At 63.1% G+C, this 14,414-nt stretch carries 15 protein-coding genes and 1 pseudogene; 11 read left to right on the top strand and 5 right to left on the bottom strand.

The genetic code is table 11. The features are described from left to right. On the bottom strand, positions 1-710 hold a 710-nt coding region (locus tag VGO12_RS07870; RefSeq protein ID WP_327512168.1), incomplete at its 3' end, for a molybdopterin-dependent oxidoreductase. A 196-nt stretch (positions 711-906) separates the two neighbouring features. On the opposite strand from VGO12_RS07870, the gene selD reads away from it, so the two are divergent. Continuing rightward, complete coding sequence (selD, locus tag VGO12_RS07865) at positions 907-1,953, top strand: selenide, water dikinase SelD (protein ID WP_327512169.1); 1,047 nt, start codon at positions 907-909, stop codon at positions 1,951-1,953. A gap of 130 nt (positions 1,954-2,083) precedes the next feature. After that, on the top strand, positions 2,084-2,779 hold the full coding sequence (locus VGO12_RS07860) for an alpha/beta hydrolase (RefSeq protein WP_327512167.1): 696 nt from the start codon (positions 2,084-2,086) through the stop codon (positions 2,777-2,779). A gap of 82 nt (positions 2,780-2,861) precedes the next feature. On the opposite strand, the gene VGO12_RS07855 is transcribed toward VGO12_RS07860, so the two are convergent. Together VGO12_RS07855 and VGO12_RS07850 are read right to left on the bottom strand one after the other, a co-directional pair. Further along, positions 2,862-3,044, bottom strand: coding sequence for a hypothetical protein (locus VGO12_RS07855; RefSeq protein ID WP_327512166.1), 183 nt, complete (start codon positions 3,042-3,044; stop codon positions 2,862-2,864). A gap of 69 nt (positions 3,045-3,113) precedes the next feature. Next, positions 3,114-3,464: a WGR domain-containing protein gene (locus VGO12_RS07850; protein WP_327512165.1), complete on the bottom strand. Its 351-nt coding sequence runs from the start codon at positions 3,462-3,464 to the stop codon at positions 3,114-3,116. 237 nt (positions 3,465-3,701) lie between these two features. Between VGO12_RS07850 and VGO12_RS07845 the strand changes: the two genes are divergently transcribed. The 7 genes from VGO12_RS07845 to VGO12_RS07815 all read left to right on the top strand — a co-directional run bounded on the left by VGO12_RS07845 (position 3,702) and on the right by VGO12_RS07815 (position 10,785). Then, positions 3,702-4,688, top strand: coding sequence for a sulfate ABC transporter substrate-binding protein (locus VGO12_RS07845; RefSeq protein WP_327512164.1), 987 nt, complete (start codon positions 3,702-3,704; stop codon positions 4,686-4,688). A gap of 78 nt (positions 4,689-4,766) precedes the next feature. Continuing rightward, positions 4,767-5,588 (top strand): sulfate ABC transporter permease subunit CysT, encoded by an 822-nt coding sequence (gene cysT / locus VGO12_RS07840; RefSeq protein ID WP_327512163.1) that lies wholly within the window; start codon positions 4,767-4,769, stop codon positions 5,586-5,588. Positions 5,589-5,590: 2 nt separating this feature from the next. Then, positions 5,591-6,469 carry a sulfate ABC transporter permease subunit CysW gene (gene cysW / locus VGO12_RS07835; RefSeq protein ID WP_327512162.1) on the top strand — a complete coding sequence of 293 codons (879 nt, stop codon included), beginning with the start codon at positions 5,591-5,593 and terminating at the stop codon, positions 6,467-6,469. Continuing rightward, the gene (locus VGO12_RS07830; RefSeq protein ID WP_327512161.1) at positions 6,466-7,485 is read left to right on the top strand and encodes a sulfate/molybdate ABC transporter ATP-binding protein; all 1,020 of its coding nucleotides are present in this window, start codon (positions 6,466-6,468) and stop codon (positions 7,483-7,485) included. Before cysW ends, VGO12_RS07830 begins: the two co-directional genes overlap by 4 nt. A 447-nt stretch (positions 7,486-7,932) precedes the next feature. Beyond that, positions 7,933-8,484, top strand: a complete 552-nt coding sequence (locus tag VGO12_RS07825; protein ID WP_327512160.1) for a MaoC family dehydratase — start codon at positions 7,933-7,935, stop codon at positions 8,482-8,484. 7 nt (positions 8,485-8,491) lie between these two features. Continuing rightward, positions 8,492-9,652 carry a CaiB/BaiF CoA-transferase family protein gene (locus VGO12_RS07820; protein ID WP_327512159.1) on the top strand — a complete coding sequence of 387 codons (1,161 nt, stop codon included), beginning with the start codon at positions 8,492-8,494 and terminating at the stop codon, positions 9,650-9,652. Beyond that, positions 9,649-10,785, top strand: coding sequence for an ABC transporter substrate-binding protein (locus VGO12_RS07815; RefSeq protein ID WP_327512158.1), 1,137 nt, complete (start codon positions 9,649-9,651; stop codon positions 10,783-10,785). The genes VGO12_RS07820 and VGO12_RS07815 overlap by 4 nt, the downstream gene beginning before the upstream one ends. Before the next feature lie 54 nt (positions 10,786-10,839). On the opposite strand, the gene VGO12_RS07810 is transcribed toward VGO12_RS07815, so the two are convergent. Continuing rightward, on the bottom strand, positions 10,840-11,676 hold the full coding sequence (locus VGO12_RS07810) for an amidohydrolase (RefSeq protein ID WP_327512157.1): 837 nt from the start codon (positions 11,674-11,676) through the stop codon (positions 10,840-10,842). 76 nt (positions 11,677-11,752) lie between these two features. Continuing rightward, entirely contained in the window at positions 11,753-12,541 is a 789-nt protein-coding gene (locus VGO12_RS07805; protein WP_327512156.1) for an IclR family transcriptional regulator, read from the bottom strand. 203 nt (positions 12,542-12,744) lie between these two features. Here VGO12_RS07805 and VGO12_RS07800 point away from each other — a divergent pair, with 203 nt between their 5' ends. Together VGO12_RS07800 and VGO12_RS07795 are read left to right on the top strand one after the other, a co-directional pair. After that, entirely contained in the window at positions 12,745-14,025 is a 1,281-nt protein-coding gene (locus VGO12_RS07800) for an extracellular solute-binding protein (RefSeq protein ID WP_414650691.1), read from the top strand. A 78-nt stretch (positions 14,026-14,103) separates the two neighbouring features. After that, positions 14,104-14,414, top strand: a pseudogene (locus VGO12_RS07795) (sugar ABC transporter permease); the annotation flags it as partial.

Genomic DNA, 14,414 nt, shown 5'->3' with positions numbered 1-14,414 from the left:
GCGTTGCCACCCATGACGATGACGAGGTCGGTGTTCTTGATGTCGGTCCAGGCGTTCGTCATTGCGCCGCGGCCAAATGTTGGAGCCAAACTGGCTACCGTGGGGCCGTGTCAGACGCGTGCCTGGTTGTCGAAGCCGACGGCGCCCAAGGACCGGACGGTCTTGTAGGTCAGCCATCCCGTCTCGTTGGTGCCGCCGGAGGCCGCCAGGAAACCCATCGTCGTCCAACGGTTGACGGTGACGCCGGCCGCGTTCTTCTCGATGAAGTTCTTGTCGCGGTCGTCCTTGATCGCCCGGGCGATCTTGTCGAAGGCGTCTTCCCAGGAGATGTCCTGCCAGCTGTCGGCGCCCGGAGCGCGGTGGCGTGGCTTGGTGGCGCGGGTCTCGGACTTCACGAAGTCCTTGAGGGCCGCGCCCTTGGGACAGAGCGTCCCGCGGTTGGTCGGATGGTCGGCGTCACCCTCGATATGGATGAGCTCCGCCTTCTCGCCGGCGGCAAGGTCACCCTTGGAATACATCAGGATGCCGCAGGCAACCGAACAGTAGGTGCAGACGTTGCGGGTCTCGGTGGTGCTGGCCAGTTTGAAGGCGCGGACATGGGCGCCGGTTGCAGCCTCGGCCGCTCCGAAGCCCAGGGCTCCGATCGTGGTGGCCGCAGCGCCGGCTCCGGCGAGCTTCAGGAAACTGCGGCGGGAAAGATCGATGTTCATTCGAGGTCGTCCTCTTCCATGCGTATCGGTCTTGCAGCGAATGGTCGAACCTAAGGGCCCGGGTGTCAAGAAGGAATTGAACGGCATTTGCCCCGAAAAGTCATGGCCTTGCCCGGTATGATCGGTCATGATCGCGAGCTGGGACATAGCCGCCGTTGATGCAACCGCATGAAGGGAGTTTCCAACCGTGAGCAGTATTTCCGCCTCTGTCGAACCGCGCCTGACCTCGCTTGCCCATGGCGGCGGCTGCGGCTGCAAGATCGCACCCGGCGTGCTTCAGGAAATTTTGCGCGGAAGGGTGCAGCTGCCGGTGCCGCCCGAACTTCTGGTCGGCATCGAGACCTCCGACGATGCGGCGGTCTATCGCCTCAACGATCACCAGGCCGTGGTCGCGACCACGGACTTCTTCATGCCTGTTGTCGATGATCCCCACGATTTCGGCCGGATTGCTGCGACCAACGCCATCAGCGACATCTACGCCATGGGCGGCACGCCGATCTTTGCGCTGGCGCTGGTCGGCATGCCGGTCAACGTGCTCTCGACGGCGACCATCGGCTCCATCCTTGACGGCGGAGCGGCTGCCTGTCGCGCGGCCGGCATTCCGATCGCCGGCGGCCACACGATCGATTCGGTCGAGCCGATTTACGGCCTCGTCGCGATAGGGCTCGTCGATCCGGCCCATCTCAAGCGCAACAGCGGCGCCGAGCCGGGTGACGTGCTGATCCTCGGCAAGCCGCTCGGCGTCGGCATCTTTTCCGCGGCGCTGAAAAAGGGCGCGCTCGACGACGCCGGCTATGCCACCATGATCGACAGCACCACCCGGCTCAATACGCCCGGACCCGATCTCGCGCGGCTCCCCGGTGTTCATGCCATGACCGACGTCACGGGATTCGGGCTTGCCGGCCATGCGCTGGAAATGGCGCGCGGGTCGAACTGCCAGGTCCGGATCGACTGGTCCGCCGTGCCGCTCCTGGACGGGGCACGCGGTCTCGCCGGTGCCGGCCATGTGACCGGGGCCTCGGGGCGCAACTGGGCCAGCTACGGACAGGACGTCGTCTTTTCGCGGGAGATGGACGCCATCGACAAGGCGCTGCTGTGCGACCCGCAGACAAGCGGCGGCCTGCTCATCGCCTGTGCCCGGTCGTGTGCACCGGAGGTTCTTGAGATCTTCCGCAGGCATGGCTTCGAAGCGGCGATAGTGGGTGAGGCGACGGACGGGGCGGCGAAACTGGTCGTCGCGTAGCGATCTCGTCAACGTGCCGCGAGCGCCGTCAGGTCTTTGCCGATGCAGTGCTGCTTGACGACCAGGTCACCTTCCTCCGATAGATCTGCCTCCGATAGATCTGTCGACATGCACGGAGAGGCGGCACAGCATGGCAATACTCCTGGTCCCCGGCTTCATGCTCGATGCCGATCTCTGGCGCGACGTTGTGCCGGCACTGGACGAATTTGGCCCGGCCATCCACGCCGATCTCTCCAGGGACAATATGATCCCGGCGATGGCGCAGCGCGCGCTGGAAGAAGCGCCGTCGCGGTTCGTTCTCGTCGGCTTCTCCATGGGCGGCTACGTTGCGCGCGAAATGGTCCGGCAGGCAGGCGATCGAATTGCCGCCCTCGTGCTCATCGCAACGTCCGCCCGTGGCGATAGTGATGTGCAGCGCCAGCGCAAGGCGGCGATCGCCGGCGAAACGGGCGGCGTCGCCTTCAAGGGGCTCAGCCGGTCGGCCGTACAGTCGTCCCTTCACCCCAATAATGCCGGGCGGGCCGACATCATCGAGCGTATCCAGGCGGCAGGGCATCGGTTGGGCGGCGACGTCTTTCGCCGGCAGTCCCTCATCGAGCGGCGGGACGAGCGGGAGGAGCTGACGACGATCCGATGCCCGAGTCTGGTGATTGCGGGCGACAAGGATCAGTTGCGGTCCCGGGACGAGGCACTGGAGCTTCATCACGGGATCGCCGGGTCCACGCTCGAGATCATCGAGAACACCGGGCACATGATCCCGATGGAGGCTCCGGAGCGTCTCGCCACGCACATCCGCACGTGGCTGGAGCAGCAACGCCTGCCATGATGGGGCGCAGCAGGCCTCGTCCTCTCAACTTTCCATAAAAGGCGATGCAATGTTGAGCGGTCCCGGGGCCGGACAGTTCCGGCTAGTCGGCCGCAGCCTCGGGAGGCATGTCGTCGTGTTCGATCTCTACGGCCACGTCCTCAAGAGGGACCGCCGCCATGGATCGGATCTCCTCGGCGAGTGTCGCCAGTTTTCGTGCGATGTCTTCGAGACCGACCGTCGAACCGGTGATCTCGCCGGTATCCTCAATGCTCCGTTCGTCCACGTCGTTCGTCCTCTTTCCATTGGACTCGCGTGCCGAGTATATTTCTATTTTGAAATATAAGGCCACAAGTCAGCGCGCGCTATCTTGCCCGTATGCAGCCATAGGTTTGGCGGTGGCGCGGATCGGTCCGGTTCTGCCGGCAACCGCGGCCGAATCCTGTCTTGGCCGATAGCCTCGGTTCAATTTTCGCCGCGCGAAGGCGAAAAACAGCTCTACGGCTTCCGCCTCGCTTGCGAAATGGTGGGCCTTCATCTGCCCGTGGGTGCCGATGCGGCCCCATGTCCGCGTCAGGCACACGTCGCCAAACAGCGTGCTGCCGATTTCCAGGGCGTAGAAGCGCGCCATGTTGCGGGTGGCGTCGATGCGTTCGATGTAGAGGCGATAGGCTTGCGTGACCATGGACGAAGAATCGCGCGTCACGCCTTTTGCGTCCAACGACAGTTATGAATCGGTTCGGCCGCATCGATTCATTTTCGTGATGATTGTCGTGCCGATCCGGTCGCATCCGACAATCAGGGTCGATGAGATAAAACTGCGCGAAATGTGGCGAAAAAGAGAGAGAATTTCTAAGGCGCCGCGCAACCGAGGCCCCCGGTCCCTCGCACTCCCCGACGCGTCCCGGTAGTTTCTGAGTTACGTTCAACACCGGAGAATTGCATGAAACGCCTCCTCATTCTCGGCGCCACGATCGCAGCGCATCTTTTCACCCCGGCGCTGGCCGAGGAGCCGACGAAGCTCCTCAACGCGTCCTACGACGTTTCGCGCGAGCTTTTCGTGGCCGAGAACGAAGCCTTCATCAAGCTGCATCCGGGCGTGACGGTCGACCAGTCGCATGCCGGCACGTCGAAGCAGGCGCGCTCGATCCTGGAAGGCCTCGAAGCCGACGTGGTGACCTTCAACCAGACCACCGACATCGAGTTCCTCGCCAAGAACGGATTTGTGGCCAAGGACTGGGCCAAGGCGTTTCCGAACAATGCCTCGCCGTTCTATTCCTTCCCGTCCTTCCTGGTGCGCAAGGGCAACCCGAAGAACATCAAGGACTGGAGCGACCTTGCGCGTGACGACGTGCATGCGGTCTTCCCCAATCCGAAGACGTCGGGCAATGCGCGCTACACCTATCTTGCGGCTTACGCCTGGGCCAAGGAGGCCTATGAGGGTGACGAGGCGAAGATCGAAGCCTACATCACCAAGATCTTCGACAACGTGCCGGTTTTCGATACCGGTGGCCGCGCATCCACGACGACCTTCGTTGAGCGCGAGACCGGCGACGTGCTGATCACATTCGAAGCGGAAACCCGCAGCATCGCCAAGCAGTACGGCGCCGACAAGGTCGAGGCCGTCATCCCCTCGGTCAGCCTGCTCGCCGAGTTCCCGGTCGCGGTCGTCGACAAGGTTGCCGAAAAGCACGGCACGCAGGCGCTTGCCAAGACCTATCTCGAATTCCTCTACACCGAAGAGGGCCAGCGCATCGCCGCCGAATTCGGCCACCGCGTCCGCAACGACAAGGTTGCCGGTGAGTTCAAGGACCAGTTCCCGGAAATCCGCCTGGTTAACGTCGATGACGTGTACGGCGGTTGGAGCAAGATCCAGGCCGAACACTTCGCCTCCGGCGGCATTCTGGACAAGCTCTACGGCAGCCGCTGATCGCCCTTCGATTTCACCCTTCTTGAACCCGGCAGGCGCTATGTCTGCCGGGTTTTACCATGCAAAGGAAATGACCGCGTGAGACGCAATGTCCTGCCCGGATTACGCCTGTCGTTGGGTGTGACGCTCTTCTATGTGAGCCTCATTGTCGTGCTGCCTCTGGCCGCACTCGTGTTCAAGGCGGCGAGCCTCGGCCCCGCGGATTACTGGCAGATCGTGTCCTCCCCGCGGGCGCTTGCGAGCTATCGCGTCACGGTCACGGCGGCTCTCGGGGCTACGCTCTTCAACCTTGTCTTCGGACTGGCGCTCGCCTGGGTGCTGGTGCGTTATCGCTTCCCCGGGCGACGCATCGTCGATGCCATGGTCGACCTGCCGTTCGCCCTGCCGACCGCAGTTGCCGGTATTTCGCTGACGGCACTGTTCACGACGAATGGCTTGTTCGGTTCCTTTCTCAACGACTACGGCATCAAGGTCGCCTACACGCCGCTCGGCATCATGATCGCCATGTGCTTCACCTCGCTGCCCTTCATCGTGCGCACGGTGCAGCCGGTGCTCGAAGATCTCGATCCGGCGCTGGAGGAGGCGGCCCAGTCGCTCGGCGGCTCGGATTGGGCGATCTTCCGCAAGGTCATTCTGCCGCTCCTGACACCGGCGCTTCTTGCCGGCGTGTCGCTCTCGTTTGCCCGTTCGCTTGGCGAATTCGGCGCGATCATCTTCATTGCCGGCAACCAGCCGATGTCGACGGAAATCACCGCTTTGCTGATCTTCATCCGGCTGGAGGAATACGACTATCAGGCGGCAGCCGCGATCGCTTCCGTCCTGCTGCTCACGGCTTTCCTCATGCTCGCGGTGACCAACTGGCTGCAGGCGCGGGCGCTGCGCTACACGCAGAGGTCCTGATCATGACAATGAAAAGAACCGCACGCACCCTTGCGCGGGTCGGCGACGGCCCGATCTTTCGCCGCGCGCTGATCGGCATCGTGCTGACCATCGTCGCGTTCCTCATCCTCGCGCCGCTGCTGATCATCGGCGTCGAAGCCTTCTCCAAGGGATGGCAGGTCTATCGCGATACGATCCTTAATCCTGATACCCGGCACGCGATCATGCTGACGGTGCTTGCGGCGCTCATCGCGGTCCCGGTCAACACCGCCTTCGGCATTGCCGCGGCCTGGGCGATCACCAAGTTCGATTTTCGCGGCAAGGGCTTCCTGCTCGTGGTGATCGAGATCCCGTTTTCGGTCTCGCCGATCGTGGCCGGCGTCGCCTACCTCTTCGTCTACGGGCTGCAGGGCCTGTTCGGGCCGGCGCTCGACGCCTATGGCATCAAGATCCTGTTTGCGATCCCGGGGATCGTGCTCGCCTCGATGTTCGTCACCGCGCCGTTTGTCGCGCGTGAGCTGATCCCGCTGATGCAGGCCCAGGGGCGGGACCTGGAAGAGGCCGCAGCCTCTCTCGGGGCGTCCGGCTGGCGAACCTTCTTCTCGGTCACGCTGCCGAACATCAAGTGGGCACTGCTCTACGGTGTCGTGCTTTGCAATGCCCGAGTGATGGGGGAGTTCGGAGCGGTTTCGGTCGTCTCGGGCAACATTCGCGGGCAGACCAACACGCTGCCGCTCCATATCGAGCTGCTCTACCACGACTATCAGGCGGCGGGCGCCTTCGCGTCGGCGTCGATCCTGGCGCTGCTTGCCGTCTTCACCATCATCGCCAAGGTGGCGCTCGAGCGCCAGGGCGCGGGCCGGAGCCGTCCGGTTACCAATTCTGCGGAGAATGCATCATGAAGATCCGGCTTGAGCACGTGGTCAAGACGTTCGAAACCTTCCGCGCCGTCAAGGACGTCTCGCTCGAGATCGAAAGCGGCGAACTGGTCGCCCTGCTCGGACCTTCCGGCTCCGGCAAGACCACCATCCTGCGCATGGTCGCTGGTCTCGAGTTTGCCGATGGCGGCCACATCTACTTCGGCGACCAGGATGCGACCGACATACCCGTGCGCGATCGCGGCGTCGGCTTCGTGTTCCAGCACTACGCACTTTTCCCGCATATGACCGTGGCGCAGAACATCGCCTTCGGCATGGATGTCTCGAAGGTCAAGCGAGAGAAGGCCGCCATTCAGGCACGGGTTGACAAGCTTTTGCGGCTTGTCCGCCTCGAGGGGCTCGGCAACCGCTTTCCGGCCCGGATCTCCGGTGGTCAGCGCCAGCGCGTCGCGCTTGCCCGCGCGCTTGCGGTCGACCCGAAAGTGCTGTTGCTCGACGAGCCTTTCGGAGCGCTCGACGCCAATGTCCGGCGCGAGCTGCGCCGCTGGCTGCGCGAGATCCATACCACGCTCGGGATCACCACCCTGTTCGTCACCCACGACCAGGAAGAGGCGCTTGATCTTGCCGATCGTGTCGTCATCCTGAAGGACGGGCAGATCATCCAGCAGGGGACGCCGCAAGAGGTCTGCCGCGATCCGCAATCGGCCTTCGTCATGAAGTTCCTCGGCGATGCCAACATGCTCTCGGCCGAGGTGCGCAACGGTAACGCCCATGTCGACGGCGCAATCGTCGCCGCTCCAGGGGTCGCCGATGGCAAGGCTGAAGTCTACGCCCGCCCGGTCGATCTCGACTGGGCGTCGCAGGGGCCGGGGATCGCCGCCAATATCAGTCGGGTCATGGACCGGCCCGATGGCCGGCGTGTGATCGCGACCACCGGGAGCGGTGCTCATCTGGAGCTCGATGTCGAGCCAGAACGCGCGGTCAATGCCGGCGACACCGGCTTCGTCACGCTGCGCCGCGCAAAGGTGTTTGCCGTCTGATACCCGGGCGCGTTCGCAAGCGCGTGAACGCGCCCGTTTTGTTTGACGACGTGTCCGATCACGCCGCGGCACGCTAAGACTGCGGTTGGCAGACAACGCCCCACACAGTCGCACACGAAACGTTGTTTCCCGCCCGCCCGGCGCCGCCTCCGCGTCCGTCCGGCGCCTTTGCCTACATCTCCTCCATCTTCCTCGCTCGAGCGGCCGCGACCATGAAATCTCAGCTGCCGGTCGGCGCGCGTTGCCGGTCCGATGAAAATCGGGTCGATCCGCGTCGATGCGCGGGCGGCGCCCGTCTCCAGCCGTCGAAAACTGGCTATTGCATCATAGATCCATATGTGAGTAGAGTATTTATATAAGAAAATATTGGTGCTTCTCAACGGCTATAGGCAGTCGCCATAGGGGCGTCGATGGCGAAGCTTGCTTCTCCTGGACAAGGGTCTGCTCATGCATGAATTTTCGCCGACCGTCGGGACGTCCTCGACCCATCCGACCGACATGCCGCCGGATCATGCGGCCTTGCCGGTGTGGAACGCGGAAAACTGGTTCTACGAGGACTGGCCGGTCGGGCAGCGTATCCGCTCCCTGCGCCGGACGATTGCCGAGAGCGACAGCCATCTCTTCAACACGCTCGTCGTCGATATCCATCCTTACGTGCAGGATCAGATGTTTGCCGAGCGCGACGGCATATTTGGAAAGCGTCTCGTCGCCGGCGCATTCGTGTTCTCGGCCGGTCTCGGCCTGGTTGCCACCAACTGCGTCAACGCCTTTTCCTATGGCTACGACAAGCTGCGCTTCATCAAGCCGGTGTTCATCGGCGACACCCTCTACACGATCCGCACCAACATGGACAAAACGCCCCGCTACAGGGAGCTCGGGCTGATTCGCGCCAGCTATCAGGTGTTCAAGGGCGAGGGCGAACTGGTGCTCTACTGCGAGCACCTGCAGACCGTGAAGTACAAGAATCCCGGCGATTTCGTCGGCAAGACCGAGAAGTAAGATTCCGATGACCGATACGAACGAACTGCCGCTCTCGGGCCTTGTTGTCGTCGACATGAGCCAGTTTCTCTCCGGCCCCTATTGCTCGCTTCGCCTGATGGATCTTGGCGCGCGGGTCATCAAGATCGAGCGTCCCGATGGCGGCGACCTGTCGCGCCGGCTCTATCTGAGCGACACCGAGATCGGCGGGGATTCGACGATCTTCCACGCCATCAACCGCGCCAAGGAGAGCCTGGCGATCGACCTCAAGAACGAGGCTGATCTTGCCGCTCTGAAGGCGCTGCTGACCAGGGCCGACGTGCTGATCCAGAATTTCCGTCCCGGTGTCATCCAGCGCCTCGGGCTCGACTACGAAGCGGTCAAGGCGATCAACCCGAAGATCGTCTACGCCTCGATCAGCGGTTACGGCGAGGAGGGGCCCTGGGTGAAACGGCCGGGGCAGGACCTTTTGGCGCAGTCGCGCTCGGGCGTCATGTGGCTGAACGGCGACGAGGGCCAGGGGCCTGTCCCCTTCGGTCTGGCGATCGGCGATATGCTTGCCGGTGCCGCGGCCGCCCAAGGGATCCTCGCGGCCCTCGTTCGCCGCGGCATCAGCGGCAAGGGCAGCCTGATCGAAACCAGCCTGCTCGAAGCGCTCGTCGACTTCCAGTTCGAAGTGCTGACGACGCATCTGAACGACGGTCGCCGGCTGCCGACGCGCTCCGGTTTCCGCAGCGCCCACGCCTACCTTTCGGCGCCCTATGGCGTCTACCCAGCCAAGGACGGCTATCTCGCCATCGCCATGACGCCGATCCCGAAACTTGCGGATCTCCTCGAAATGCCCGAACTCGACGCCTACCGCGACGACGCGGCCTCCTGGTTCTCCGAACGGGACAAGATCAAGGCGCTGATCGCCACGCGGATCGCGGAACACAGCATCGATCACTGGCTCTCGGTGCTCGAGCCCGCCGACATCTGGTGTGCCCGTGTGCTGAACTGGAACGAACTCATCGAAAGCGAAGGTTTCCGGGCACTCGACATGCTGCAGACGGTCGTGCGCGACGACGATGTTTCGATCCTGACGACGCGATCGCCCTTGAGGGTCAATGGCAAGCGCGCCCAGGTGGACCGCGCCGCACCGCGCATCGGCGAGCACAGCGCCTCGATCCGCGAGGAGTTCGGCCTGTGAGCACCACGTTGAAAGGCATGACCTGGAGCCATCCGCGCGGCTACGATCCGATGGTCGCCTGTTCTCGGATCTGGCGGGAGCGCACCGGCGTCACGGTCGAATGGGACAAGCGTTCGCTGCAGGATTTCGAGACCTATCCGGTCGAAGAACTGGCGCGAGCCTATGACCTCATTGTCATCGACCATCCGCATGTCGGCCAGATCACCAAGGAAAAGTGCCTGGCGCCGCTCGATGTCGCGGGCAGGGAAACCGAGCGCCTTGCGCTGTCGCAGGCAAGCGTCGGGCGATCCTATCCGAGCTATACCTGGCAAGGACGGCAATGGGCCTTTCCGATCGACGCGGCGACGCAGGTCCAGGCCTGGCGTCCGGATCTGGGTGACCGCGCGGACAGTTGGTCCGAGATGATGGATTTGGCGCGCCAGGGAAAGGTCGCGCTGCCGATGCGGCCGCCGCATTCGCTGATGTGCTTCTACACGCTCTCGGCCAATCTCGGCCACGCTTGCCGCAGCGATGGGGTCCGGCAGTTGATTGATATCGATGCCGGCGTCGAGGCCTTCGAGCTTCTGCGGGAGCTGACGGACCTGATCGATCCGGCCTGTTTCTCGATGGATCCGATCGCCGTGCTCGAAGTGATGAGCGAACCGCAGTCGAAGGTCGTCTCTGCGCCGTTGATCTACGGCTACGTCAGCTACGCGATGCCCGGTTTCCGGCCGTCTATCGTCAAGTTCGGCGATATTCCAGCGGCAGGTGAGAGCGGCCCCGTCGGCTCCGCCCTGGGCGGGACCGGAATTGCCGTCTCTGCCTTTTCAGGTGCAGTCGACGCGGCGATCGATTTTGCTTACTTTCTCGCGAGCGGCGAGGTCCAGCGCGGCCCTTATGCTGCGGGTGGCGGTCAACCTGGCCATGCGGCGGCCTGGGACGATGACGCTGTCAATGCCGCGACGTCGGACTTTTATCGCGCCACGCGAAGGACACTCGAGGAGGCCTGGGTTCGGCCAAGGCATGATGGCTACATGGCCTTTCAGCAGGCGGGCTCTGATCGCATCAACGAGGGCCTTCTGCGCAAGGATGCCGCGCGAAAGGTCGTTGACGACCTCAATCGGCTGTTTTCGCAAAGCTTCGCCGCTGTGTGACCGCTTATCTCCGGGGCGCTTTGGCGTCCCGGATCGATTTACGGGCAGATCGCCTCAGGCGAGCTGCCAGATCCGGCGCGCATTGCCGGAAAGCAGTTTACGCTTTTCGTCCGCGCTGCAACCTTCGAGAAGCGCATGGGTCGCCCCGACCCAGGTCGAAAGATTGCCGCCGAGCGTGCAGACCGGCCAGTCGCTTCCCCACACCACCCGGTCCCAGCCGAAAACGCCGATCGTGTGCTCGACATAGGGGCGCAGCGTTTCGACTTGCCAGGCTTCATCGGCATAGGCGACGACGCCAGAGATTTTTGCCGTGACGTTCGGACGACGGGCGATCTCGCTCATGTGTTCGCGCCAGGGATGTTCCGCGCCGGCACGAATGTCGGGCACGCCGCAATGGTCGAGAATGAAGTGAACGTCGGGCGCGAGATCGGCAAGTGCAATCGCCTTTTCGATCTGATGCGGCAGGACGCAGAGGTCGAAGGTAAAGCGACGCCCGCCGAGCCGGCGGATATTGTCGCGAAAGGTCCGCTGTTCGGACAGATCGTCCGGCATCACGTGCAGCACCCGCCGGAACCCCTTGACGAAGCCGTTTGCCTCCTGGCGCTCGAGATAGGCGGCAAAACCATCCTCTTCCGGCCGGCAGGCGGCAATCGCCCCTTTGAGCAGGCTTCCCGGCTCGGCCGCGAGCCGTTCGATTTCCGCCGTTTCCTTCTCGATCTCTGAAGGCGCGACATCGACCTCCATATGCAGCGCCGCCTCGATGCCGAGCCGGCGGGCCTCGCGCGCATAGGTCGCGTAGAGAAAGTCGTGGTCGAGTGCCGGCGCGCCGGAAAGCCAGGGATAGCTCAGCTTTGACCTGTCGATCAGGTGCAGATGGGTGTCGATGATCAAGGCGCTCCTCCTCCGAACGGCATCTCACATAAGAATGAGATATTCAAATAAGAAGTAAGACCGTTGCCGGCTGTCGTCAATCGGCTGCGGGCACCACGTCCGAACCTGCCAGCGTCGACAATTGTTCTGCGGTCTTCAACAGCAGCGCGATGCTTTCGGTAATGTCCGGCGCCGAGGGCGCGTTGACGAGAGCGATATAGGGTATGGTCAGTGCCGCGATGCCGCGACCGTCGGGGCCGAGGATCGGGGCCGAGAGGTTATAGACGCCGGCGGTCTGCGCGCTTGCCATCATCTCGTAGCCGCGCTCGCGGATCTGGTCGAGACGGGCATAGAATTCCGGTCCGCGTACGACCTCGTCTTTGCTCCTGGCATGTTCGGCGATCATCATCTCGCGCTCTTCGGCCGTGCGGAAGGCAAGCAGGATGTGACCGGACCCGGTATCGAACAGGCTGATATGCGATCCGACCCGGATCGAAATGCCCCAGTAATCAGGCGCTTCCTGCTGGGCAATGACCACGGCCGAGCCGCGGTCGAAGACGGCGAGGTGGTTTGCCTGTTTCGAGCGCTGCGACAGGTCGCGCATCAAGGGCGTCGCGTAGGAGGCAAGCCGGCGCACCGGCGCATGCAGCTGTGAAAGTCCGAACAGCTTCAAGGTCAGCGAATAACGATCCCCGTCGATGCGGGTGACATAGCCGCGCCGCACCAGCCGGTCGAGCATCCGGTAGAACTCGTTCGGGCTCCGGTTCAGGCGCTTTGAAATTTCCGCCTGGGTCAGTCCGCCATCGACGCTGGCGAGCAGCTCGAGAATGTCGAGCCCCTTGTCGAGGGCGGGTGCGCGATAGCGGTCAGACTCTTCGGTGTCCATGCAGCCTCCTTGGTGAATATTCATATCCATATACGCAGACAAAGGCCCCGACAAAGGAAAGTTCTCCCTTGACGCCCCATGAATTTGTTGTTTGTATATGAATTAGTTTCTCATACATGAGAGCTTCGCGCCGGGAAGAGGGCGTGAACCAGGGAGGAGTGGATATGGAAAGGCTGCTTGCCGGCGTCTCTGCCGGTGTCGTCATGCTTGGCTGTGCGATGGGGGCGGCCAGTGCCGCTGATCTGCCCGGCAAGTTCGAAGGCGTCACGATCGACGCCAAGCTGATCGGCGGTCAGCAATACGAAAAGCTCTATGAGCGCATCGGCGAATGGGAGAAGGCGACCGGCGCCAAGGTCAACATCCTGTCGAAGAAGAACCACTTCGAACTCGACAAGGAAATCAAGTCCGATATCGCGACCGGCGGCGTCAGCTGGTGCGTCGGCTCCAACCATTCCTCCTTTGCGCCGCAATACCCCGACATCTACACCGACCTGCTGCAGCTTTTGCCGCCGGAAGAGATCGCCAAGTTCGTGCCGGCCCTGATCGACGCTTCGACGCTCGATGGCAAGCTGGTGATGCTGCCGCGCGCCCAGTTCGACGTGTCGGCGCTCTACTACCAGAAGAGCCTCTACCAGGACGAAGCCAAGAAGACCGCCTTCAAGGCCAAGTATGGCTATGATCTCGCGCCTCCGGACACCTGGGCGCAGGTGAGCGACCAGGCCGAGTTCTTCGCCGCGCCGCCGAATTTCTACGGCACGCAGTTCGCCGGCAAGGAAGAGGCGATCAACGGCCGCTTCTATGAAATGCTGGTGGCCGAAGGCGGTGAATATCTCGACAAGGATGGCCGCCCGGCCTTCAATTCGGAAGCCGGCGTGCGTGCGCTCGACTGGTTCGTCAAGCTCTACAAGGACAAGGCGGTACCGCCGGGCACGACCAACTATCTCTGGGACGACCTTGGCCAGGGCTTCGCCTCGGGCTCGATCGCCGTCAATCTCGACTGGCCTGGCTGGGCGAGCTTCTTCAACGACCCGAAGTCTTCCAAGGTTGCCGGCAATGTCGGCGTGAAGGTGCAGCCGGCCGGTTCTTCCGGCAAGCGGACCGGCTGGTCGGGCCATCACGGCTTCTCGGTCACCGAGGATTGCGCCAACAAGGAGGCTGCCGCCTCGCTCGTCTGGTGGTTGACCAACGAGGACAGCCAGAAGCTGGAATCGGCTGCTGGCCCGCTGCCGACCCGCACCGCCGTGTGGGAATACAACATCAAGCAAGCCGAAGGCGACGCCTACAAGACCGAAGTGCTGCAGGCTTTCCAGGAAGCCGCCAAGCATGCCTTCCCGGTTCCGAAAACGGCCGAGTGGATCGAAATCTCCAACGCCGTCTATCCGGAATTGCAGGCCGCCATCCTCGGCGACAAGACGTCGAAGGAAGCGCTCGATGCCGCCGCCGCAAAGGCGACCGGCATCCTGGAAGACGCAGGCAAGCTTTGACCTGACCAACGAGGCGGCGCCGGCGCCTGAAGCGCCGGCGCCGCCTCGGCCATTTCATGTGATCCTCAGGACTGCCCGATGAAGCTCAAGAATTTGTCAGCGCCGACCCTGCTTCTGCTGCCGGCCTTCGTTGTGCTTGCAGCGGTGATCGTCCTGCCGCTCCTCTTTTCGTTCTATTCGAGCTTCACGCCGTTTCGCCTGACGAAGCCGGAAACGCTCTGGGTCTTTGTCGGCCTGCGCAATTACATGACCGTGCTCGGCAATCCAGAGTTCTGGGTCGCCTTCGGCCGCACCGTGCTGTTGCTGACGGTGGCGCTCAACGCCGAGATGCTGCTCGGCCTCGGGCTGGCGCTGCTCGTCAACAAGGCGACCCATGGCCAGCGCCTGCT

The organism is Ensifer sp. (assembly GCF_035999135.1).
Lineage (GTDB): Bacteria > Pseudomonadota > Alphaproteobacteria > Rhizobiales > Rhizobiaceae > Ensifer.
The sequence above is the reverse complement of the archived record's forward strand: the minus strand, read 5'-3'. Positions and strand labels throughout refer to the sequence as shown.